Annotated in this window: 20 protein-coding genes, 1 tRNA gene and 1 other RNA gene; 1 reads left to right on the forward strand and 21 read right to left on the reverse strand. The window is 39.4% G+C overall.

Annotation, left to right across the window (positions count from 1 at the left end):
• Positions 1 to 23: 23 nt before the first annotated feature.
• The 11 genes from ACZ5IU_RS16050 to rnpB all read right to left on the reverse strand — a co-directional run bounded on the left by ACZ5IU_RS16050 (position 24) and on the right by rnpB (position 11,166).
• Entirely contained in the window at positions 24 to 1,064 is a 1,041-nt protein-coding gene (locus ACZ5IU_RS16050) for a UDP-N-acetylglucosamine--N-acetylmuramyl-(pentapeptide) pyrophosphoryl-undecaprenol N-acetylglucosamine transferase (protein ID WP_464419115.1), read from the reverse strand.
• The gene (locus tag ACZ5IU_RS16055) at positions 1,054 to 2,166 is read right to left on the reverse strand and encodes an FtsW/RodA/SpoVE family cell cycle protein (protein ID WP_464419117.1); all 1,113 of its coding nucleotides are present in this window, start codon (positions 2,164 to 2,166) and stop codon (positions 1,054 to 1,056) included. Before ACZ5IU_RS16055 ends, ACZ5IU_RS16050 begins: the two co-directional genes overlap by 11 nt.
• A 3-nt stretch (positions 2,167 to 2,169) precedes the next feature.
• Positions 2,170 to 3,507, reverse strand: a complete 1,338-nt coding sequence (gene murD, locus ACZ5IU_RS16060) for a UDP-N-acetylmuramoyl-L-alanine--D-glutamate ligase (RefSeq protein WP_464419119.1) — start codon at positions 3,505 to 3,507, stop codon at positions 2,170 to 2,172.
• Positions 3,504 to 4,451, reverse strand: coding sequence for an MraY family glycosyltransferase (locus ACZ5IU_RS16065; protein ID WP_464419121.1), 948 nt, complete (start codon positions 4,449 to 4,451; stop codon positions 3,504 to 3,506). Before ACZ5IU_RS16065 ends, murD begins: the two co-directional genes overlap by 4 nt.
• Positions 4,448 to 5,806, reverse strand: a complete 1,359-nt coding sequence (locus ACZ5IU_RS16070) for a UDP-N-acetylmuramoyl-tripeptide--D-alanyl-D-alanine ligase (protein WP_464419123.1) — start codon at positions 5,804 to 5,806, stop codon at positions 4,448 to 4,450. The genes ACZ5IU_RS16065 and ACZ5IU_RS16070 overlap by 4 nt, the downstream gene beginning before the upstream one ends.
• Positions 5,803 to 7,305, reverse strand: coding sequence for a UDP-N-acetylmuramoyl-L-alanyl-D-glutamate--2,6-diaminopimelate ligase (locus ACZ5IU_RS16075; protein WP_464419125.1), 1,503 nt, complete (start codon positions 7,303 to 7,305; stop codon positions 5,803 to 5,805). The genes ACZ5IU_RS16070 and ACZ5IU_RS16075 overlap by 4 nt, the downstream gene beginning before the upstream one ends.
• The gene (locus tag ACZ5IU_RS16080; protein WP_464419127.1) at positions 7,302 to 8,954 is read right to left on the reverse strand and encodes a peptidoglycan D,D-transpeptidase FtsI family protein; all 1,653 of its coding nucleotides are present in this window, start codon (positions 8,952 to 8,954) and stop codon (positions 7,302 to 7,304) included. The genes ACZ5IU_RS16075 and ACZ5IU_RS16080 overlap by 4 nt, the downstream gene beginning before the upstream one ends.
• A 4-nt stretch (positions 8,955 to 8,958) precedes the next feature.
• Entirely contained in the window at positions 8,959 to 9,330 is a 372-nt protein-coding gene (locus ACZ5IU_RS16085; RefSeq protein WP_464419129.1) for a hypothetical protein, read from the reverse strand.
• A complete protein-coding gene (gene rsmH, locus ACZ5IU_RS16090) occupies positions 9,282 to 10,256 on the reverse strand; it encodes a 16S rRNA (cytosine(1402)-N(4))-methyltransferase RsmH (RefSeq protein WP_464419131.1) in 975 nt (324 codons plus the stop codon). Before rsmH ends, ACZ5IU_RS16085 begins: the two co-directional genes overlap by 49 nt.
• Entirely contained in the window at positions 10,257 to 10,682 is a 426-nt protein-coding gene (gene mraZ / locus ACZ5IU_RS16095; RefSeq protein WP_464419133.1) for a division/cell wall cluster transcriptional repressor MraZ, read from the reverse strand.
• Positions 10,683 to 10,837: 155 nt separating this feature from the next.
• Positions 10,838 to 11,166, reverse strand: an RNA gene (gene rnpB, locus ACZ5IU_RS16100) — RNase P RNA component class A.
• A 111-nt stretch (positions 11,167 to 11,277) separates the two neighbouring features.
• Between rnpB and ACZ5IU_RS16105 the strand changes: the two genes are divergently transcribed.
• The gene (locus ACZ5IU_RS16105; RefSeq protein ID WP_464419135.1) at positions 11,278 to 12,084 is read left to right on the forward strand and encodes a CheR family methyltransferase; all 807 of its coding nucleotides are present in this window, start codon (positions 11,278 to 11,280) and stop codon (positions 12,082 to 12,084) included.
• A 68-nt stretch (positions 12,085 to 12,152) separates the two neighbouring features.
• On the opposite strand, the gene ACZ5IU_RS16110 is transcribed toward ACZ5IU_RS16105, so the two are convergent.
• From ACZ5IU_RS16110 to ACZ5IU_RS16155, 10 genes are all read right to left on the reverse strand, one after another.
• Positions 12,153 to 12,776, reverse strand: a complete 624-nt coding sequence (locus tag ACZ5IU_RS16110) for a V-type ATP synthase subunit D (RefSeq protein WP_464419137.1) — start codon at positions 12,774 to 12,776, stop codon at positions 12,153 to 12,155.
• Between the two features lie 10 nt (positions 12,777 to 12,786).
• Positions 12,787 to 14,205: a V-type ATP synthase subunit B gene (locus tag ACZ5IU_RS16115; protein WP_464419139.1), complete on the reverse strand. Its 1,419-nt coding sequence runs from the start codon at positions 14,203 to 14,205 to the stop codon at positions 12,787 to 12,789.
• Complete coding sequence (locus ACZ5IU_RS16120; RefSeq protein WP_464419141.1) at positions 14,195 to 15,988, reverse strand: V-type ATP synthase subunit A; 1,794 nt, start codon at positions 15,986 to 15,988, stop codon at positions 14,195 to 14,197. The genes ACZ5IU_RS16115 and ACZ5IU_RS16120 overlap by 11 nt, the downstream gene beginning before the upstream one ends.
• A gap of 33 nt (positions 15,989 to 16,021) precedes the next feature.
• Positions 16,022 to 16,363 carry a V-type ATP synthase subunit F gene (locus tag ACZ5IU_RS16125; RefSeq protein WP_464419143.1) on the reverse strand — a complete coding sequence of 114 codons (342 nt, stop codon included), beginning with the start codon at positions 16,361 to 16,363 and terminating at the stop codon, positions 16,022 to 16,024.
• Positions 16,353 to 17,366 (reverse strand): V-type ATPase subunit, encoded by a 1,014-nt coding sequence (locus ACZ5IU_RS16130; protein WP_464419145.1) that lies wholly within the window; start codon positions 17,364 to 17,366, stop codon positions 16,353 to 16,355. Before ACZ5IU_RS16130 ends, ACZ5IU_RS16125 begins: the two co-directional genes overlap by 11 nt.
• Positions 17,367 to 17,383: 17 nt before the next feature.
• Entirely contained in the window at positions 17,384 to 17,965 is a 582-nt protein-coding gene (locus tag ACZ5IU_RS16135) for a V-type ATP synthase subunit E (RefSeq protein WP_464419147.1), read from the reverse strand.
• 20 nt (positions 17,966 to 17,985) lie between these two features.
• Positions 17,986 to 18,465, reverse strand: coding sequence for a V-type ATP synthase subunit K (locus tag ACZ5IU_RS16140; RefSeq protein ID WP_464419149.1), 480 nt, complete (start codon positions 18,463 to 18,465; stop codon positions 17,986 to 17,988).
• Positions 18,466 to 18,530: 65 nt separating this feature from the next.
• A complete protein-coding gene (locus ACZ5IU_RS16145; RefSeq protein WP_464419151.1) occupies positions 18,531 to 20,543 on the reverse strand; it encodes a V-type ATP synthase subunit I in 2,013 nt (670 codons plus the stop codon).
• On the reverse strand, positions 20,530 to 20,856 hold the full coding sequence (locus ACZ5IU_RS16150) for a cell envelope biogenesis protein TolA (RefSeq protein ID WP_464419153.1): 327 nt from the start codon (positions 20,854 to 20,856) through the stop codon (positions 20,530 to 20,532). Before ACZ5IU_RS16150 ends, ACZ5IU_RS16145 begins: the two co-directional genes overlap by 14 nt.
• A gap of 163 nt (positions 20,857 to 21,019) precedes the next feature.
• Positions 21,020 to 21,095: transfer RNA gene (locus ACZ5IU_RS16155), tRNA-Gly, on the reverse strand.
• Positions 21,096 to 21,245: the final 150 nt, after the last annotated feature.

The following is a 21,245-nucleotide window of genomic DNA, read 5'->3' on the forward strand; positions in this document are numbered from 1 at the left end:
ATAGACTCTCCCTTCGAAAAAATTTATTTGATTACTAAATCATATATTTTTTTACAAGAAAGAGTATGATCAACGCATTTTTCAAAATCAATCTCTTTATTTTTATTTTTTTTAAAAATTAACTTAAGGGAGTCCTTTACTTCAACAATATCATCTTCAGAAACCATCCCCAAGCCTAATTCTGAGAAATATTTTGCATTCTCCACTTGATGCCCTTCGCTTGACTTTTTTAAAGGAAGAATAAGCGCAGGTATTCGATAAGAAACAAGCTCTGCCAGTGTTGAACCACCAGCCCTTGTCAGTGCGAGATCCAAAATCGAATACAACAAAGAAGGATTCCAAGAGGACTCTACAATATGTACATTCTGACAAATATATCCACTTTTCTCTCCAAGGACTACAAACTCCCAACTCTTGAAGAAAGGATCTTGGGAAATATGACTTATGTATTCTACCAATTCAGGACTTCCGAGTGAACCACCCAACACGCCTAATACACAAGATCCCGGAGATATTTTAGAGAGACCCAATTTTTCAAGAGCAACTGATCGCTGTACATGCTCAAGTTTTCGAAGAGGCATCCCCACACAAATACATTGAGACGAACCATTTGCATTCCAGCTATCAAGAATTTCAACTCCCAAACGTGAAGCTAATCTTGATACCTTCCCTCTCTTGACGTTCTGTTCATGCATAAATATTTTTTTCTTTTTAAATTTACCTGCTAATAAAAAAGGCAAAGAAACATAACCACCAAAAAGCAGTATAACATCGGGATTTTTTTTGTTAATATAATATAAAGCATAAAAGACAGAAAACAAAATTTCTTTCCATCTTAATATTTTTACAAAAAAATTCTTAACTCCATAAGGAGACCCGGAAATGGGACATATGGTTGCAGAAATTTTATGCGCATAATATATTTCCTTTTCAATCTTTCTAGACCCGGATATAAAATCTATATCTATCAATGGATGCTTCGTCTTTAACCATTGACCAAAAGCAATCGCCGGGACTATGTGACCGCCCGTACCACCCGCGACAAGACAAATTTTATGTATCATCTTCTAATCGTGCCGCCTCTTTATTAATTCTCATAAGCAATCCTACCTTTATCCAAGCAAAAACCATTGCGCTTCCTCCATAGCTCATAAATGGTAATGGAACGCCAGTAAGTGGTATTATTCTTGTAACTCCTCCTATATTAATAAAAAAAGACAGTAAAATAGAAATACAAATTCCCCACATCAGTGAATTACTGAAAACACTAAAAGTTTTTTTATATAAAAAATATATTCTAAAAGTCCAAATAAAGAATAGAAACACGACTAACAATGTTCCAATTAAACCAAACTCTTCTCCAATTGTAGCTAATATATAATCAGTATGTGCTGCAGGGAGAAAATTCATTTTTTGTAATCCATTTCCTATTCCAACTCCAAATATTCCCCCATTTGAAAAAGCAACCAATCCTTGTATAATTTGGAATCCAATAGATAGCGGATCTTTCCAAGGATCAATAAAAGCAAGATATCTTCTTAAACGATATGCTTCTTGAGAAATTAAAATAACAAATATAGGTAAAATAATCATAGAAAAAGCAATTGGAGCAGCCCAGCCTTTAATTTCTATATGTATTAACATGCAAATAAAAAAAACCAAAACTACTCCGCTCATATTCGGCTGAAGTATCAATGGAATAGATGAAACAACTAAAATAAAAAGTGTAATATCTATAAACGATTGAAAATTATTTTTAGAAGTTTTAGATAAAACTTTAGTTAATTCAACAATAACTGCTAAAATTAAAAATTCAATTGGTTGAAAACGAAAAAAATAAATATCAATCCATCTTCTGGCACCACCAACTTTTACTCCAATTCCTGGAAATAAAGTTAAAATCGTAAGTAAAATTGCAAACAACCAAAAAAAACCACTATATTTTTCAATATATTTTAATGGAATTACTAAAAAAACCAACATCATAAAAAAACCAATAAATATTGACTGTATTTGCTTTATGCCTCTGGAAAATGGCGCACCTGTATTGTCAATGGACCACTGCGACGTAATAGATATTATCATAATAATTCCAATACATGACAAAATAAGCGGTACAAGCCATATAATTGAATTCCAAATGGATCTTCCGCTTTTATTATTCATAAGCTAATTGTATAATTTCGGCAAATCTCCAACAATTTTCTTAAAGTGTTCCCCTCTTTCTTTATAATTACGATACATATCCCAACTTGTACACGATGGCGAAAGAAGTACTACCATTTCTTTACGAGCTACCTTATATGAAAAGGCAACTGCATCTTCCATATTATTTGCGTTATATATTTTTTCAAATCCTTGTCTTCGAAGTGCCAAAGCAATTTTCTCAGACTCCTCCCCCAGTAAAATTGCCCAGTCGGCATTAGAAATCACCGAAAAAGCCAAAGACGTATAGTCTTCACCTTTTCCTCTCCCTCCAAGGATTACAATCTTCCTTCCTTGAATAGCTTCCAGAGCTGTCTTTGTTGCAGCAACATTCGTCCCCTTGGAATCATCTACATACTTAACACCATTGATAATATCAACCAGTTCGCATCTATGACTCAAAGGAACAAAATCTTTAATGTTAAAATTATTTATTTTTGGAGCCATTGTCATGGCTGCAACTATAGCCATAGCTACATTTTCCATATTATGTTTACCTAATAAAGGCACGTCTTCATAGTTAAATAATTTAAATTCAGAAGAAAAATTTAAAAACGCTTCTTTTTCAGACATATATATAGTTTGAAATTTATTTTTTTTATCCCAAGAAAGTTTAATAATATTATCTATTTTTTTACAATACTTCTCAAAATCCACATTTCTCATGATTGAAAATAAACCATTATCTTTTTTAATTAATATCTTTAACTTAGAATTTATATAGTTTTCTAAAGTACCATGCCAATCAATGTGGTCAGGTTCAATATTAGTAATCACTGATAAGTCAGACTTAAATTCATTTGACCAATAGAGCTGAAAACTACTTAATTCTACTGCTAAATATTGAAATGTCGATCCAACAAAATCTGCCAAAGATATTCCTATATTTCCTGCAACTGAACAACTGCAACCGTTTTTATTTAAAATATGCGAAATAAGCTTAACAGTAGTGCTTTTGCCATTACTGCCAGTCACTGCTATAATTTTACTATTTAAAAATGGATATATAAAATCTAATTCACCTATTATTTCTATACCACTTCTCAAAATTCTACTTATAATATTACTTTGTGGAGAAACACCTGAACTTAGAAGCAAAGCATCTGCCTGAAAAATTTTATCAGTATTTTCGCCTATTTCATAGCTTGCGCCATAATTTTTAATTTCATCTAATATTTTTTTATCAATTTCTTTCTTGCTTTCACTAATAAATACATCATAACCAAGCCTTTTTGATAATTTTAAAAGCCCTAATCCGCTTATTCCTGCTCCAATAATTGCCACCTTTTTAATTTTACTCATAGAGTATACCATCTCACTAAACTGTCAGATAAAATCATTCCCAATATATGTATTATAATAAATCGATAAACTATTTTATTTTCTTTCCATCCTAATAATTGAAAATGATGATGAATTGGACTCATTAAAAAAATTTTTCTTTTAAAGATATATATAAAAAACAACTGAATAATAACCGTAGCTAGTTCAATGATATAAAAAAAACCTATAAATATAACGTAAAAGCCATCGCCATTCATAAAAGTTATAGTCACCAGAGAAGCTCCTAAAAAATGAGACCCTGCATCACCCATAAAAATTTCGGCTGGATTGCAGTTATACCAAAGGAATCCCAAAATAATACCTATATTTATTAAGGAGCAAAATAATAAATCTATCGGTAAATCATTTTTTAATACAATATAACTAATAGAAATAAAATATAGACCACCAGCTAAACCATCTAGACCATCCGTAATATTCACGGCGTTTATTATGCCTATAGAAATAATTGAAGAAATTATTATTTCATTTATATATAGAAATTTTATGTTATTAAAAAGTGAAATATAGTTTAAACTAATTCCATAAATAATCCATGGTACAATAATTAAAATTTGTAGAAAAAATTTTGAAAAAGAAGATAAACCTTCGCTTGAATTATTCTTATATTTCAAATAGTCATCAAACAATCCAATCATAGTTACAGAAAAAATTAAATAAAGTAAATAAATATTTTTTTTTATCTTTATTTCAAACAAAAAAAAATACATTATCAAAAAAACTACTAAAAAAACAAACCCGCCAATAGAAGGGGTATTCTTTTTAATATCTATGTTAATATTTGGACCATATTTTTTTTGTTGTAAAATACACTTATTTTTCTTAATTTTTTTAATCCATAAATCAATAAAAAAAATAGTTATAACGACAATAATTAATAATAGCAATAGGTTTTGTATCATAGCTTATAATCTTCTTTTATTTTATCTATTATAAATTTTAAATTATTGCTATGAGATCCTTTTACTAATATTACTTTTACTTTTTTAATATAAAAATTTAATAAATACATACTATCAAAAACATTGTCAAAAATAAAAAGGTTTTCTCTATTAATTTTTATTTTTTTCCAAGCTTCACCTATTAAAAATAAAATATATCTATTTGAAATATAATCTATTATTTGTTTATGATTTTCAATATATTCACCTCCGAGCTCTTTCATTTCTCCTAAAATTAATAAACATTCACTAATATTTAAATAATTTAAAGTTTTTATCGAGGAGATCATAGATTGTGGATTTGCATTATATGAATCATCTATAACAAAAAAACTATTAGTTTTTAATATTTCCCCTCTTCCTTCCAAGGATTTTATCTTATTTAAATTATTATTAACAAATTTATTATTTAATTTAAATAAATCAGAAATTAGAGATGCAAACGTTATAGGATACACATTTTGATCTCCCCATACCTCTACATGATATTCATTTTCATAAAGCTTATTTTTGATATCAAAATTAATAATTAAATTTAAGTTTTTACTTATTATTTCAGTATTTTTTATTTTATAAAATTTAGAATTTTTTCCAATATCATATTTAGTTATATTAATTTCTTTTGCTTTAGTTTTTGTGTTAATATTATCTTTATTGTAAACTAAAATTTTAGTTTTTCTTGATATTATTTCAAATTTTGTACTAATAATATTTTCTATTTTTTTAAAATTTTCAATATGGCAAGACTCAATATTAGTTATTATTGATATATCTGGCATAAAATAACTAGATATATCAAATATATCATTAACGTGATTTGCACCCATTTCTAATATAATAACGTCTGTATCTGGCTTCATTGTTAATATTGTCAATGCGCAGCCTAGCTTAGTATTATAACTTCTATATGGTTTATGAATATTATAAAATTTTGCTAACGATTCATAAATAAATTCTCTAGTAGTTGTTTTGCCCATACTACCAGTAACAGCTATTTCTATTATGCTATTATTTTCTAAATATTTTTTTGCTGCCTTATATAAATTCTCACGCAAGTCGTCTATCAAAATATAACATACTTTATCTGTATCAATATATTCTTTTTTCGAAGCAAGTATGAATTTAGCTCCTCTTGATATAGCATCAGAAATATACTCGTGCCCATCAGAATTCTCCCCCTGAATTGCAACAAAACCATCACCATTTAAAACATCTCGGCTATCAGTTACAAGTTTAGATGGCATTGGAATATCAAAACCATTAAAAGTAACATTTAAAAATTTTGCAAAATCAGAAACATTCCAACGCCTGTTCATTTTAAAAACACTCCGTTTTTTTTACAAAACAATTTTACTACATCTAAATCGTTATAATCAATTGTGGCGTTCGCAAGTTGCATTTTTCTTTCATGCCCTTTTCCTGATATAACAATAATATCCCCTTGCTTTGCAAATTTTAAAGCGAGCTCTATAGCCTTCTCTCTATTTAATACAATAGAAATATCACATTTCTTATTATTTTTAATTGCACCAAGATATATTTGATATGCAATAGACAGGGGATCTTCTTTTCTAGGATTATCATTAGTTAATATTATCTTGTCAGCATAATTTGACGAAATCTCACCTAAATATTTCCTATTTTCAGCAAACCTCCCGCCTCCATGACCAAATACAGATATTATTCTTTTGCTTGCAAAATATTTTATATTGGATAATAAATTTAAAAGAGCAAAAGGAGTGTGAGCAAAATCTATTATAATATGAATTCCGGAGTTAGTATAAAAATTCTCAAATCTCCCAGGAACATTTGGAATATTTTTTACAATATCAATTATTTTATCTATATCATTACATTGCGTGGTTACTATAGAAATGGCAGCTAAAATATTATAAATGTTAAACTTGCCGGGTAGTGGTAAAAAAAATTTTTTAAATAAACCATTAATTTCTAAATCAAAAAAGGATCCAGTATTTTCTAAAATAACATTTTTTGCAAAAAAATTACAATTAACATTTTTTCTATTTAATCCGTATGGAATAGCATTACTATTAAATATTTCATACATTTTGCTACCGTAGTTATTATCTATATTGGTTGCAATTTTCCATTCTTTTTTCATATACTTATCAAATAATTTTTTCTTAGCATTAAAATAAGATTCCATGGTAATGTGATAATCTAAATGTTCTTCACTAAGATTTGTAAATATTCCAGCATCATATGAAGAACCTTCTATTCTATTCATACATAACCCGTGGGATGAAACTTCCATAACACATGCTCTACAACGATTTTTATTCATAATGTACAAATAACGCTGTATATCTGACGCTTCTGGCGTAGTTCTGTCAGCTTCAAATTTATATCTACCATCATCATACAATATCGTTCCAAGCAATCCAGTTTTTATTCCAATATTATCTAAAATATATTTTAGAAAAAAGGACGTAGTACTCTTTCCATTTGTTCCCGTAACTGCATACATTAACAATTTGTCACAGGGATTCTCGTAAATAATGCTCGATGCTATACCTAATAAAGATCTAGGATCTTTAACGAGTAAATTTGGAATATCGCTAAATTCTTTTTTAGAAATTAATAAAACACATCCCTTATCTATACTTTCACTGATAAATTGATGACCATCATAATTTTCTCCTTCTATACAAACAAAGACTGATTTATTTCTGACATATTTACTATTAGTAAATATGTCAGAAATAAAAAAATCGTCTTTTACATTCGCGATCCTAACAATTTGTTCAGGAGCTTTTTCTTTTAGTTTATTCAAAAAAACAGAGAACAAAATCATAATATTTTGTCCTTTCCGTAAGTAAATTCCCAAGTTTCTTCCACAATTCTTCGAAATACTGGAGCTGCAACTTCAGCACCATAGTATTTTCCTTTAGAGGGTTCTCCTATAATGACAATCATTGCATACATTGGAGATTTCCATGGCCAAAAACCAACAAATGAACTGACCCATTTCCCTTCGAGATATGATCCATGTCCAGCTACTTCAGCTGTTCCGGTTTTTCCAGCCACTTCCACGAGTTGCGAATTGGCACTTTTCCCAGTTCCACTTGTTACCACTTCTCTCATTGCATTCGAAATCCACAAAGCATTCTGTCTAGAAAGCACATTTCTGAGAATCCGTTTCTCTCCTCGATAGACAACCCGCCCTGACGTATCCATGGCCTCATATACAAGATATGGTTGCAACAACACTCCTTCATTCGCAATCGCAGAAATTGCTGTCACAAGTTGCAATGGTGTTACAGCAAGGCCTTGTCCTATGGCAATGTTCGCCGGAATTACGCCGCGCCACAACTCAGGAGAAGCAATCAATCCCTCTTCCACTCCATTGAGCTCAAGGCTAAGAGCCTTTCCGAATCCCCATTCACAGAGGCTATTATACATTTCAGAAGGCTTTATGCTCTTCCCAATCTGAGCCATGCCAACGTTCGAAGACTTTACTATTACTCCCTTCAAGTCCAGAATTCCATTAGCAGAATGATCTGATATATATCCGTCAGCAATTTTCATTTTTTGCGGACAGAAAAAAGAGGTGTCTTTTCTTATAATCCCCTTATCTAATGCAATACCACATATAATAGGCTTCAAAGTCGAACCTGGTTCATATGTTCTACCAATTGCATTATTAATAAAAAATTTAGTATTAGTAATTTCATATCTATTATTTAAATTATAGTAAGGCCAACTTGCCATCGATCTTATAGCTCCAGTTTTTACTTCTATACAAACAACAGCCCCCCATTTTGCGTTATTACTTATAGCTTCTTGTTCAAGAATATTTTCTACATAATATTGCATTTTTGAATCTAGGGATAACTTTACACTATTTAATTCAGACTTATTCTTAATTTTAGAAAATTCTAAATTATTGCCAGAGAAACTCTTGCCGTAAAATCTTAATCCACTAGGAATATATAAAATATCATTCATTATAAATTCAATTCCAGACAAACCGAAGCCTTCGTTGTCACAAAACCCAATAACTTGGTTGAGTAAAAAGTTATTAGGATATAATCTTGCATTTTCAATACACCAATGCAAACCAGAAATATTTTGAGCCTTTATTTCTTCAGCTTTATTTTCATCTAATTTTCTAAAAAGCCATAAAAATTTATTTTTCTTATTTTTTAATTTTTTTTCACCTTCACTGGAAAGATATTTTTTTAATTTAATAGTATCCTCGTCATTCCATAAAGAAGGGTCAGCAAAACAACTATATGTAGGAATAGACAATGCTAATATTATAGAATTTCTATCTACAATATTCCCGCGACTTGCTGAAAATGGCACTTGTAACCAATATTGCCTCTTAGATTGCGCTATCACCCTGCTATCAGGAAAACAATGCAACTCAACAAGTCTATACGAAACTAAGACAAACATAAACACTATAAAAATCCAATTTAGTATTTTATTTTTAAACATAATTTTATTTTGCGTAAGCCTTTGTTAAAAATATATTCACATGATTTTCTTTATTTGTATTATAATTATTAACATATTTCATATTTGTCTCTGCTATATGTATTACTTTATATAGCTCTACGCTATTCATTCCAATAATTTCTTTTGATATTTTTAATATTCTATTCGGAGAAACTAGATAAGATAAATACTGTGCATTTTCTTTTTCTTCCATTTCTATATTTTGAATCTGAAGATTCATTTTATGTAATTTATAATCCAACCTTAAAGTATATATTCTTAGCGCAGACAAAGCCAAGAATGATATAATAACCAAGACAGTCAACATTAGGCCAAAATAGAGAGATTTTTTTTCTGATCTAAATAAGATTTCCATTTTAGCCTCTCCCTTTTAGCGTTTGCTTCTTCCGTTTTAATAAATATTCTCATTTTGGCGCTTCTAGATTTATAATTATTACTTAGCTCTTCGCTACTTGGTGTTATTATTTTTTTCGATAAAACATATCCCAAATTGCGATTTTCAAAATCATTAAATTTTAACTTTACTATTTTATCTTCCATAGACTGATAACTGACAACAACTATAGCAGCATTTTTATTACAAATCTCCAATGCACCTTCTAACCCATCTTCTAACACATTGAGTTCATCATTTATATAAACTCTCAATGCTTGGAATATTTTTCGAGCAGGATGAATTTTAATTTTTCTTTGTAAAGATTTAGGCACAACATTTCTTATTATATTTACAAGCTCAGTAGTTGTATATATTATTCCATTTTTATTCCTATATCTTTCAATTTCTAATGCAATTTTTCTAGAGAACCTATCCTCTCCATATTTATAAAACAAATTCGTTAACTTATCTCTGTCCCAAGTATTGATAATATCATATGCAGTTATATTATTGCCTTTTTGATCCATCCGCATATCTAATGGTCCTTCATTTTGAAAGGAAAACCCTCTAGAAGATTTTGTAATTTGCAAAGTAGAAACACCCAAATCAAATATAACAGCACTTATACTTTTGTAATTTAGCACGCTACTAATATCCCTAATTTTTTTAAAATTTATATGGATTGACATAAACCTATTTTTATAGATACTTAATCTTTCATTTGCCACTTCAATTGCATCTTGATCTTGATCTAGTCCAATAACATTTGCATGACAAAAACTTTCTAATATTTTTTGAGAATATCCACCGTGACCTAATGTTGCATCAACAATGCAATCGGTAAAACTAAAAAATCTCAATATCTCGACTATTTCTTCTATAAGAACTGGCGCATGTTCATTCATTTAAAAACCATCCACACCTTCAGCTATTGATGGCAAAACTTCAAGGATACTTTCTCTGTATTTTCCCCACATAGACTTATCCCAAATTTCAATATGATCACTCACACCTACAAGGACGACATCAGTTTCAAGTTTTGCATGAGAGCGTAATAGGGGAGGGAGGAGTATTCTTCCTGCAGTATCAATCTGAATCTCATGTGCACTTGACAGCAAAATGCGCATAAGGCCACGAGTTGTACCTTTTGCAAATGGAAGTAATTCTAACTTCTTAAGAACAATATCCCACTGATCTTTAGCATATATAGAAATACATGTTTCAATCCCAATCGTCAGATAAACGATTGAGTCCAAACTCTGGCGAAATCTAACCGGAAGCACCAAACGCCCTTTCCCATCAATGCGATGTTCGAAAGTTCCCAAAAACATGGGTGTGCCTCCCACTTTGCCCCATATTTCTACACCTAGAAACACCATACCATGAATACTACGAAAAAAATAGGTCCACAGGATTATCTGAGTTTTCCAGATGCACCTGTGGACCTTCTCGACGTTTCGTATTCGGGAAACGGAGAAAAGATTCCTGAGGGAGCATTTCGTAAGCCGGGTTCTGTCTAGTGTGACCATTTATCTGGGAGGACCCTCGCGAGTCCCCTCAAGCGATCGTACCCGGAAGTCAGCGGGCAGCTTCATCCTTCCCTATTCGATCTTGCTCCGGACGGGGTTTGCCTGGCATTCGAGTTACCCCGAACCCGGTGAGCTTTTACCTCACCTTTTCACCCTTACCTATTTTACAGGCGGTATATTTCTGTGGCACTTTCCTTTGACTCGCGTCAACTGGGGGTTACCCAGCATCCTGCCCTTCGGAGCCCGGACTTTCCTCACCCGAAAGTGCGGCCACAAGCAATACTCCCTCAGGTGTATAATTCTATCATGCTTTTGTGTTTCCTGCCTTGAAAGATTTTGATGTGGGGTTCACATTTTTGCATAATACGACAATAGCTGATGAAAGGGTGAAGAGGCAATGGACACAGAAAAGTCAAATTACGACTCCCCACAATATGAAATTTTTAAAACCAGAATAAGAGATTTAACAGGGCTTGATTTAAATTCTTATAAAAACCAAATACATAGACGAGTGCATATGCTCATGCAAAGATGGAATGTAACTGATTACAATATTTATTTTACTACTATAAAGAATAATGATAACAAACTAAGAGAATTTTTAGATTATTTAACTATAAATGTTTCTGAATTTTTTAGAAACCCTAATAAATGGTGGGAATTAAGAGATACAATCTTACCCAAAATAATAAAGGAAAGAATGTCGAAAAAAATAAAATTCTGGAGCGCAGGGTCAGCAACAGGTGAGGAACCATATTCATTGGCAATCCTTTCTCTTGAGGCCAAATTGTCGTCAACCACGCTTATTCTTGCGACTGATATCGATCAGGGAGCAACTACTATAGCCCAAAAGGGTAATTATCTAAAAAGACAATTAATCAATGTCCCAGATTCGTATATTAAAAAATATTTTACGACTATTGATCATGAAAATTTTTCTGTTATTGACGAAGTTAAATCTAAGGTAAATTTTCAGCGCATAAATTTGATAGAAGATACCTTTGACAGCGATTTCGATTTGATATTATGTAGAAATGTTGTTATTTATTTTTCATCTGAGACCAAATCTAACTTATATAAAAAATTTGTAAATGCTCTCAGACCTGGCGGATTTCTTCTAGTCGGTTCAACCGAACAAATTTTTGATTACAGAAAGATTGGATTTGAATCGGCCGGTCCATTTCTTTATCGTCGTCCATTGTAGACAATAGATTCCAAGGAAAATGAAGAGGCCGATTTTTTATCGGCCTCTTCATTTTCCTTGCGCCTCTGCTAATGCGATCTCACAATCTCCTTGATCTTCATGAGTCGACTTAAGGTCGAACGTTCCTGTTCATCGAGTTTCATCGTAATATAGCGAATCGTCTCAATAAACGCCGGAATCATGACGTGCTCAAGCGCATTAACTCTGCGACGTGTTTTCTCGATTTCGGTCGCCATAAGCGCAATAGCTTTTTCCTTTGCTGCAAGATCAATCAACGCCGGAATGAGCTTCGCAAAACGCTCCAAAGCCAGATCAAGGCTTCCAGGAGAAGAGGCCAGACCGTAATTGAGAGCCGTTCCTTCCTGTTGGACAATATATTCCGGAACAACGACGCTCATAACGTTTGCATGACGTACTCCCAAGCTACACCTCGAACCTGAAATCATAAGCGCCTGCTCAAGCATTGCTGGAAGTGTCTGAGCTCTTGCGAGCAAAAAACTCCTGAAGCATTCCGCCAGCTCTGCCTCAAGTTCTTCGCGAATCCGTTTGGCCCGTCGTGCCCTTTCCAGGAAAGCCTTAATGAGCGCATCCTGTTTATCCTTGAGGAGTTTATGTCCACGTTTAGCAACGACCAGACGTTTTTTCAGTCTGGAGAGCTCCATCCGGTTAGGATTGACGTTGACTCTAGACATGATGTCTCACCTACGCAGACTTCTCAATTGCTTCGGCTTTCTCCTCCGTTTTCAGCCTCGGCTTAAGGTACTTCTCGATGTACGCATCCCGGATTCGTTTCAATTCCTTAACAGGAATCATCGTCAACAGGTTCCAGCCAAGTTCGAGTGTTTCCTCAATTGTTCTGTTCTCGTATTCACCCTGCCGAACATACTTGTCTTCGAATGCATCCGAAAACTTCGCAAAGGCCTTGTCCTCTTCCGTCAAGGCGCCTTCGCCGAGGATAACCGCGAGTTCCTTGGCTTCCTTTCCTCTCGCGTACGCCGCAAAGAGCTGGTTCATCAAGTCGGCATGATCTTCTCTGGTCTTCTCTTTTCCGATTCCCTTATCCTTCAAACGCGACAAGGAAGGCATGACATCCACAGGCGGATAAATACCTTTACGATGAAGGGTCCGACTCAAAATGATCTGCCCCTCGGTAATGTACCCTGTAAGATCCGGAATAGGATGTGTTTTGTCATCTTCCGGCATCGTCAGAATCGGGATCTGGGTGATCGAACCCTTCTTTCCCTTGAGCCGTCCCGCCCGTTCGTACATTGTAGCCAAGTCTGTGTAGAGGTACCCCGGATAGCCTCTTCGGCCCGGAACTTCTTTACGCGCAGCCGAGATTTCGCGGAGAGCTTCACAGTAGTTTGTCAAGTCTGTCAGGATAACGACAACGTGCATATCCTGTTCAAAGGCCAGATATTCCGCAGCCGTCAACGCAAGACGCGGCGTTGTTATTCTCTCAATAGCCGGGTCATCGGCAAGATTGACAAACATAACGGTTCTTTTGATAGCGCCCGTTTTTCTGAAGTCTTCCATAAAGAAGGACGCCTCTTCGAATGTGATTCCCATAGCTGCAAAGACAACCGCAAAGTCTTCGTGGCCGCTAATGACCGAGGCTTGCCTTGCAATCTGCGCGGCCATACGGTTATGAGGCAAGCCGCTTCCTGAAAATATCGGAAGTTTTTGTCCCCGGACCATCGGATTCATGCCGTCGATCGTCGATATACCGGTCTGTATGAACTCAGAAGGGAAATCACGGGAAAAGGGATTCATCGGCATTCCGTTGATATCGAGTTTCGTATCCGCAAGTATCGGGGCTCCGTCATCTATTGGTTCACCGCGTCCATTGAAAACCCTGCCAAGCATTTCGCGACTTACGGGGAGCGTCAGCACTTTGCCCAAGAAACGGAGTTTCGTGGACTTGATATCGATCCCGTCCGTTCCTTCGAAAACCTGAACAAGCGCCTTATCCGACGTAATTTCCAAAACTCTGCCGCGCCTGTGGTCGCCATTTGCGAGCTCAATCTCAACAAGTTCGTCGTACCGGACTTCCTTCGTCTTCTGAACAACCAAGAGAGGACCCGAGAGTTCGGATATCGTCGAATATTCCCTAGGCAGCATCGGTATCCCCTCCGATCGGGATGAGGCGTGCGATTTCTTCCTTGATTTCTCCCTCTATCGCATCAAGCTGAGAGATCTGTTTTTCCTCGATATATCGCATTCTCGCGATTGTCTCGCGCACCGGCAGGTTGAATACGGACTGCATGGGCGCTCCCTTCTTCAACGCATCCATCGCAAGGTGGTGGAACTTCACAATGGTGCTGAGCATCTTGAACTGCTTTTCCATTGAAGCGAACGTGTCAACTTCATGGAATGCATTTTGATGCAGAAAATCTTCCCTCAAGGATTTCGCGGTTTCAAGAATCATGCGCTCATCTTTTGAAAGGGCATCAATTCCAACCAGACGGACGATTTCCTTGAGCTTGTCCTCTTCCTCAAGGAGGGTCATCGCTTCAACCCGAAGAGAACTCCATTCGTCATCGAACTTTGCATCCCAGTACTCGTCAAGCTTTTCCGTATAAAGGGAATAGCTGAGCAGCCAGTTGATCGCGGGGAAATGGCGCTGATACGCGAGATTCGCATCAAGACCCCAAAACACTTTCGTCACGCGCAAGGTGTTTTGGCTGACCGGTTCGGAAAGGTCACCCCCGGGGGGTGAAACCGCTCCGATAGCCGTAACTGATCCCTCACGCCCCTCGGAACCGAGAACGATCGCCCGCCCCGCACGCTCGTAGAAAGAGGCGAGTCGCGTTCCGAGATATGCGGGATAACCTTCTTCTCCGGGCATTTCCTCGAGACGTCCCGACATCTCTCTGAGCGCCTCTGCCCAGCGGCTCGTCGAGTCCGCCATCAACGCGACAGAATAGCCCATATCCCTGTAATACTCCGCCATTGTGATTGCCGTGTAAATACTCGCTTCTCGCGCCGCAACGGGCATGTTTGACGTATTCGCGATGAGGATCGTCCGCTTCATCAGCGGCTGTCCCGAACGCGGATCTTCAAGTTCCGGGAACTCGAGAAGAACGTCGGTCATTTCGTTTCCACGTTCTCCGCAGCCGACATAGACGACTATTTCGGCTTCCGCCCATTTGGCGAGCTGGTGCTGAATAACGGTCTTCCCGGAGCCGAAGGGGCCCGGTACACAGGCGGTTCCACCCATCGCTATGGGGAAGAAGGCATCGACGACTCTTTGCCCCGTCGTCATCGGAGTCACGGGAGGAAGTCTCTTTGCGACCGGTCGTCCCTTCCGAACCGGCCATTTTTGCAACATAACGACTGGATGAACGGATTTCCCGTCCCTGATAGTTGCAATGACTTCCTCGACGGTGAACTCTCCCTTGGAAATGCTCTCGATCGTTCCTTGAATTCCCACAGGAACGAGGATTCTGTGTTCAACGAGAACCGTTTCCTGAACGACACCCAGAATATCGCCAGCAACGACCGTATCTCCCTTCGATACTCTCGGTTCGAAAACCCATTTCTTGCTTCGGTCGATGGCGGGAACGAAAATTCCTCTTGAAATGTACGGGCTCTTCGCAGCCTCTTCAATCAGTTCGAGAGGGCGTTGAACTCCGTCGTAGAACTGCTCGATCATTCCGGGTCCGAGCTCAACGCTGAGCGCTTCTCCCGTGTCCACTACCGGCTCTCCAGGCATCAAACCGGATGTTTCTTCGTACGCCTGAATCGAAGCTGTATCGCCCTTGAGCTCAATGATCTCTCCGACGAGTCCCAACGCTCCGATGCGTACGACGTCGTACATGCTCGCTCCGGTCATACCCTTCGCCACGACGAGCGGACCCGAGATCTTTTCTATAGTCCCCTGTATCTTCTTGTCAGTGGCCACTCCGTATCGCCTCCACCAGAATTCTTCTGTCGTTCATTTCACGGCGAATATGTCCATACCGACAGCACGTTCAACGCTGCTCCGTATGGATCTCAAACCTGCCCCAGCACCGCCACGGATACCGGGAATCGTTACGATACTGACGGCACTCGTTTCGTTGATTTCCTGTACTAACTGCTGGTTCGCAACGTAGAATTCTTCCTGAAGAAAAACCACCGCATATTCATTCCTGACACACTTGAGCAGAATATCGCGAAATTCGTCGGTGGTCATGTCCTTCAGGATGAACGGAGTGACTCCGACTGCCTGGAAAGGGAGAACGGTTTCATAATCTCCGATTGCTGCCATCGCTCTGCTTTCTTCTTTACTGGACACGTCGCAGCAACCCCCTTACCATTTCCCGATTTGTGCCGTTCGCAACAGACACGAGCAAAATACGCACATTCTTGGCTTCCATTTCCTTTGCCCAAAGGTATTGAATGATATTGTCCTCAGAAAATGCTCCATATTTCGCTTTTGAAAGAACTTTGGTGATGTAGTCGTCAAGAACGCGTTCCATCTCCACAAGAACATGATTCATGTCACCGAGTTCTTTCAGCTCTCCGATGAGAATTCCGCAATCCGTAAATCCGACAAGCTTGGTCCATCCTTCGAGCGGTTCAGATAGCAGAGCCACAAGGCTCTCCTTCGATATATATCCCCCATCGTGGAAAAATGACTCCGCAGACGAGGCATCGACACCGATGCGGCGCAAACGGACCGCATTTCTGACGTTTTCCGCGTCGATCTTCGCTCGTGTCCATGCAAGAATCGAAGGGATGGCACAATCCGAGCCCATTTTACGGATCATGAGATATTGCTGGTCGTCGAGTTCCTTTTCCACTTCGAGGATATTCTTCGCCTGTTCCCAAAGCGCGACGCTCTTGGGCAGAACGACATGAAGTCCGTACGGCAACAGCCTGTAATCCTCGCTTTCGACCGCCATAACGAGATCGTCAGTCGGAATATTCCCAAGCTTCGTCAGAAGATCGAATCGCCTTTCGTGTCCCTCTTTTTGAAGAATATGACTCTTCACCAGTACTTTTATGTTATGAAAGTCATAAGGAATTCTGCAGATTTCTACAAGCCGCTTGTCAGGTACGAATTTCTGGAGTTCCGAATAGACATACAACAGTTCGGATTCAATCGCCTTATCGAATTCCCGATTTGATTTCAAGTCAGCAATCCAAGCCGCGTACGCAGTTTCCCCCAAGACTTTCATTGCTGCATCCAGATCTTCCGAATCCAGGATTCTCTGGTAGGAACTCTCGTCGAGAAGGCGGTTTCCCATTGCCCTCAAGCGGGCTACTGTATATCCATAACGCTCCGCCGGAGCCATCGATCCACCTCCGCACTCTAGGCCGAAAAGAGCCGGGACACGATATTCGCTTCGATATCGTCACGAACCCAACGAAGCAACATATCCCAGGAACAATTCGTGTCTATATCTCCTTGTCTCAAAACAAACCCACCAGAAATGGGAATCCGGTTCTTGGCAAGCGTCAATCGAGTCTTATGTTCTTCATTGTATGTGGAAAGCCACTGTTCTGTGATGAACTTCTCATTTGCTCCGACAAGAAGCTCCTCATCGCCTTTGGGTGAGGAATTCCTCAAAAGCGCTTTTACGAAATTCAGATACTTTCCCTCAGGCAAATTCTGCAGAACCCGAAGCGCTTCCTTCAACGTGTCGTCAATAAGCTCCTGTTTGACGCCAAGCTCCATCTTCTGCACGTCAAGATTAGCAACGATTTCGCGACGTCTGAATATCTCGGGTTCTTCCTTTTTCAAACGCTCCCTGTACTGAGACTCGATTACCGCGATCTCATCATCCGTCTTCTTCCCGACCCTGACGGTTTCATCACGCGCCGCATCGAGTATCCGTCGTGATTCTTGCTGCGCTTCGGACTCGATTTTGGCCTTTATTTCAGCCAATGACATCGCTCATCACCTCAAAGGTTCTAGAGCTTTATGGAGTTGAGAAGGATGATGCTCGTAAGAAGCGCAAGCACCGCGTATGTTTCCACCATTGCGGGAAGAATGACTGCTTTTCCGGTTTCTTCAGGTCTCTTGGCGATCATCTGGATGCATGCGGCCGACGTTTTTCCCTGTGCTATAGCGGAGAAATATTCGGCAATGGCAACGGGAAGACATGCGAAGCAAATTCCAAGTCCCTGCCAGATTCCAACGGCAAGAGGACTTCCTCCGAGGAGACCCACCTTAAGAAGAACAAGAAACGCTGTCATAAGTCCATAAATGCCTTGTGTACCGGGAAGAGCCTGCAACAGAAGTACCAGACCGAACTTGCCTGGATCTTCAGTCATCACTCCCGCTCCGGACTCGCCGGCGATACCGACTCCTATGGCAGAACCGGCGCCTGCCCATCCGGCAGCAAGGGCTGCTCCCAATACCGACAGCATAATTCCAAGATACTGCTCCATACTTAAGTACACTCCCCTCAAATTTGATCAAGATTTATACTTCCGCCCAAGAGAGCCGGGGCACATCAACTATTAGCAGAAGTCTCCGTTACATCGACATATTGAGATGAGTAGGTCAAGGGGGAAAAGAACTTCCCGCCGCCGGAGTAGAACTTGCTGAAGAACTCGACATATTGAAGTCGTAACGAATGGACGAACGCTCCAAGAACATTGACGGCCAAACCAAACGTATGCCCGACAAGAACAACGAGAATCGCAACAAACCATCCGACATACGGAATCCCGGACGATAATTTGCCGAGCATGTTGATAATGACACCAACTGCGGCAGATGCGAGTCCCAATGCAAGCAGGCGACTATAACTCAATACGTCGCCCAGATATGACGTGGAACCGTAAACGGCCAGAACGCCTGAGAAAAATTTCGACATGATTCCCGTTTTTCCGCGTCCCTGATACAAGAATACCGTCACGGCTCCAATGATCGCCATCCATTTCCCTATCGGAGAAAACACGGAAGGAAGTGCTCCGGCGGCCCCTCCAAGGAGAAAGAGAAGACCTGATAGCATCGTAATCCACGCACCCTTATCACAAAAGGCCGCCATGTAATCCTTCTTCCGGAGGCAATCGTAGAACGCAATGAAAAGCCCGAAGCCCAAGTGGACGACCCCGAAGGTGAGAGCTATTCCAAGGATAGTCATCGGCTTTTGCATGGGATCTATGACAAAAAACAAATTCTTGATCGGCTTCAGGAAACTCAGAAAACCGACCGAGTCCACGAGGTCGCCGAACCAGCTTCCGGTCAACGCACCATAAATAAGCGTCGAAACGGCCGCTCCGAGAATCAAGTGCATGAATTGCTTGACAGACGATGGCATTCTCTTGTACTTGCGAAGAAAGTACAAGAGTCCCGCGATCATGACAAGCGCATATCCCGCGTCGCCAAGACACATACCGAAGTATATGAAGAAAAACGGCGCCAAGAGTGGAGTAGGATCCAGCTCACCGTACAGAGGCACACCATAGAGTTTCGTCAGCGTTTCATATGGAAGCGCCGCTTTGGCGTTCTGAAGAAGAGTGGGAGGAAGATCGCCCTCCCCCGGATCGGCAAGAACCATCTCAATGCTGTCGCGGAATGGAAGGAGCTCTCTTTTGAGGAAGTCGACGGCCTTTACCGGAACCCACGCTTGAAGGGCAATCGTCTGTTCCGTGACAATACTGTCATCAAGAGCCTCGAAACGTTTTCTGAGCGAAGAATAGTAATCGCTCAGACTTCGTATCGCAGGTACCATCTTCTCCGCTTCTTCGCCGACTTTGCGAACTATAAAAGCATCCTCTGCGGCGAGTGCGTCCTGTCGCTTTTTTAGCACGGCGATTTCGTCCGAAGCGTTCTGCGTCATATTGCGGGGAATTTCGACTCTTGAAAGAGAATACTTCGAAGAGATCTCGAAGGCCTCGGGTTCCCGTTCTTTCGCATACAACAGGGTCACCCAGACATCCGGATCCTTTTCATCAACTCGGGCTACAAAAATCTCCGTATCTTTTCCCAATCGAGATTCGACAGCGTTTTTCCAGCCCTGGAGCGACGCGACGGGCAAGGTCCCGGATATTCCGCGAACACGTTCTGTCCCGCAGGAAAGAAATTCCATCGGGTAAGGAAAGTCCAGGAATTTTTTCAGAAGGTCCAGTTGGCCTATATTTTGCGAGACTTCGGACCTCACGGCCATCAGACGCGACTCAAGCGAATGCATCCTTGCGGCGATGTCACCGACATTCGTTCCGGCCGACAGTTTTTCGAGTTCTTCCATGGAGAAGATTGGTCTTTCACCGAGCGATCTATCAAGAGAAGAAACGGGGTCTTTATAGTGAGGTTCGAGAAAGCGAAGAAGAAAACGGATGTCGGAGATTTGTCCGTCGATTTGCTGCAATCGCTCATTCATTACAGGAGCCTCGCGAGACGCATCATCCGTACGGCTGATAATTTCGCAACAGCCGACTTTCTGCAGTACTCCGAGGACATCGTCACAAACCGACTTGTGCACGTACAGATCGAGTTTCTTGAGTTCAGCTACGGCCATATCGAGCAATCACCTCTTCTGCAATCCAGGTAGCCGTCTGAGTGATTCGCCCCTTGTGGCTGCCCGAAAACGCAGCAATGCGTTCCTTTCCTGCCTCCACAATTTTCCGCGCCCGTTCCTCCGCTTCAGCTTCGACTCTGGAGACGGATTCCTTGTATCCCTTGAACGCGCTCTGCTTTGCACCCTTGATCTTTTGCTCGGCATCGTTCGTCGCCGCGTTTACAAGCTTCACAGCCTCAGCCTTCGCGTCAACGATTCGTTTCTTGGAACTCATCTCCACAGCTTTTATCTCTTCCGCGAGGTTCAACGCCATACACACTACACCCCCCTTCCAATGTACGTACCATTATAGAGTAAACCGCACTATCCCGTCACAAAACCCCAATAATTCTAATACCCTGAGAATTTTGTGTCAAACTTGGCATAAAGTCGAGGATAATTCGGGAAATGAAGTCCATTTTTGAAGGGGAAAAAAATGGAGCGGACAACGGGGTTCGAACCCGCGACCCTCAGCTTGGGAAGCTGATGCTCTACCAACTGAGCTATGTCCGCTCGCTACGGAGGGTATTATAGCTTCGCGAAACACGTTTGCGCAAGGACCGAAACGCTATGACACAATAGTCCGAAACTTACGTACGGAACGCTTTTTTCAAGTATGGCTGATACACAACTTTTCGGACCTCTCCGAATGTCGCATCCCAA

It is taken from the genome of Lactivibrio alcoholicus, assembly GCF_055390895.1.

Coding starts and splice junctions, on each gene's coding strand:
- ACZ5IU_RS16050 (WP_464419115.1), bottom strand. CDS start 1,064: ATGATACATAAAATTTGTCTTGTCGCGGGTGGTACGGGCGGTCACATA.
- ACZ5IU_RS16055 (WP_464419117.1), bottom strand. CDS start 2,166: ATGAATAATAAAAGCGGAAGATCCATTTGGAATTCAATTATATGGCTT.
- murD (WP_464419119.1), bottom strand. CDS start 3,507: ATGAGTAAAATTAAAAAGGTGGCAATTATTGGAGCAGGAATAAGCGGA.
- ACZ5IU_RS16065 (WP_464419121.1), bottom strand. CDS start 4,451: ATGATACAAAACCTATTGCTATTATTAATTATTGTCGTTATAACTATT.
- ACZ5IU_RS16070 (WP_464419123.1), bottom strand. CDS start 5,806: ATGAACAGGCGTTGGAATGTTTCTGATTTTGCAAAATTTTTAAATGTT.
- ACZ5IU_RS16075 (WP_464419125.1), bottom strand. CDS start 7,305: ATGATTTTGTTCTCTGTTTTTTTGAATAAACTAAAAGAAAAAGCTCCT.
- ACZ5IU_RS16080 (WP_464419127.1), bottom strand. CDS start 8,954: ATGTTTAAAAATAAAATACTAAATTGGATTTTTATAGTGTTTATGTTT.
- ACZ5IU_RS16085 (WP_464419129.1), bottom strand. CDS start 9,330: ATGGAAATCTTATTTAGATCAGAAAAAAAATCTCTCTATTTTGGCCTA.
- rsmH (WP_464419131.1), bottom strand. CDS start 10,256: ATGAATGAACATGCGCCAGTTCTTATAGAAGAAATAGTCGAGATATTG.
- mraZ (WP_464419133.1), bottom strand. CDS start 10,682: ATGTTTTTGGGAACTTTCGAACATCGCATTGATGGGAAAGGGCGTTTG.
- ACZ5IU_RS16105 (WP_464419135.1), top strand. CDS start 11,278: ATGGACACAGAAAAGTCAAATTACGACTCCCCACAATATGAAATTTTT.
- ACZ5IU_RS16110 (WP_464419137.1), bottom strand. CDS start 12,776: ATGTCTAGAGTCAACGTCAATCCTAACCGGATGGAGCTCTCCAGACTG.
- ACZ5IU_RS16115 (WP_464419139.1), bottom strand. CDS start 14,205: ATGCTGCCTAGGGAATATTCGACGATATCCGAACTCTCGGGTCCTCTC.
- ACZ5IU_RS16130 (WP_464419145.1), bottom strand. CDS start 17,366: ATGGCTCCGGCGGAGCGTTATGGATATACAGTAGCCCGCTTGAGGGCA.
- ACZ5IU_RS16135 (WP_464419147.1), bottom strand. CDS start 17,965: ATGTCATTGGCTGAAATAAAGGCCAAAATCGAGTCCGAAGCGCAGCAA.
- ACZ5IU_RS16140 (WP_464419149.1), bottom strand. CDS start 18,465: ATGGAGCAGTATCTTGGAATTATGCTGTCGGTATTGGGAGCAGCCCTT.
- ACZ5IU_RS16145 (WP_464419151.1), bottom strand. CDS start 20,543: ATGGCCGTAGCTGAACTCAAGAAACTCGATCTGTACGTGCACAAGTCG.
- ACZ5IU_RS16150 (WP_464419153.1), bottom strand. CDS start 20,856: ATGGCGTTGAACCTCGCGGAAGAGATAAAAGCTGTGGAGATGAGTTCC.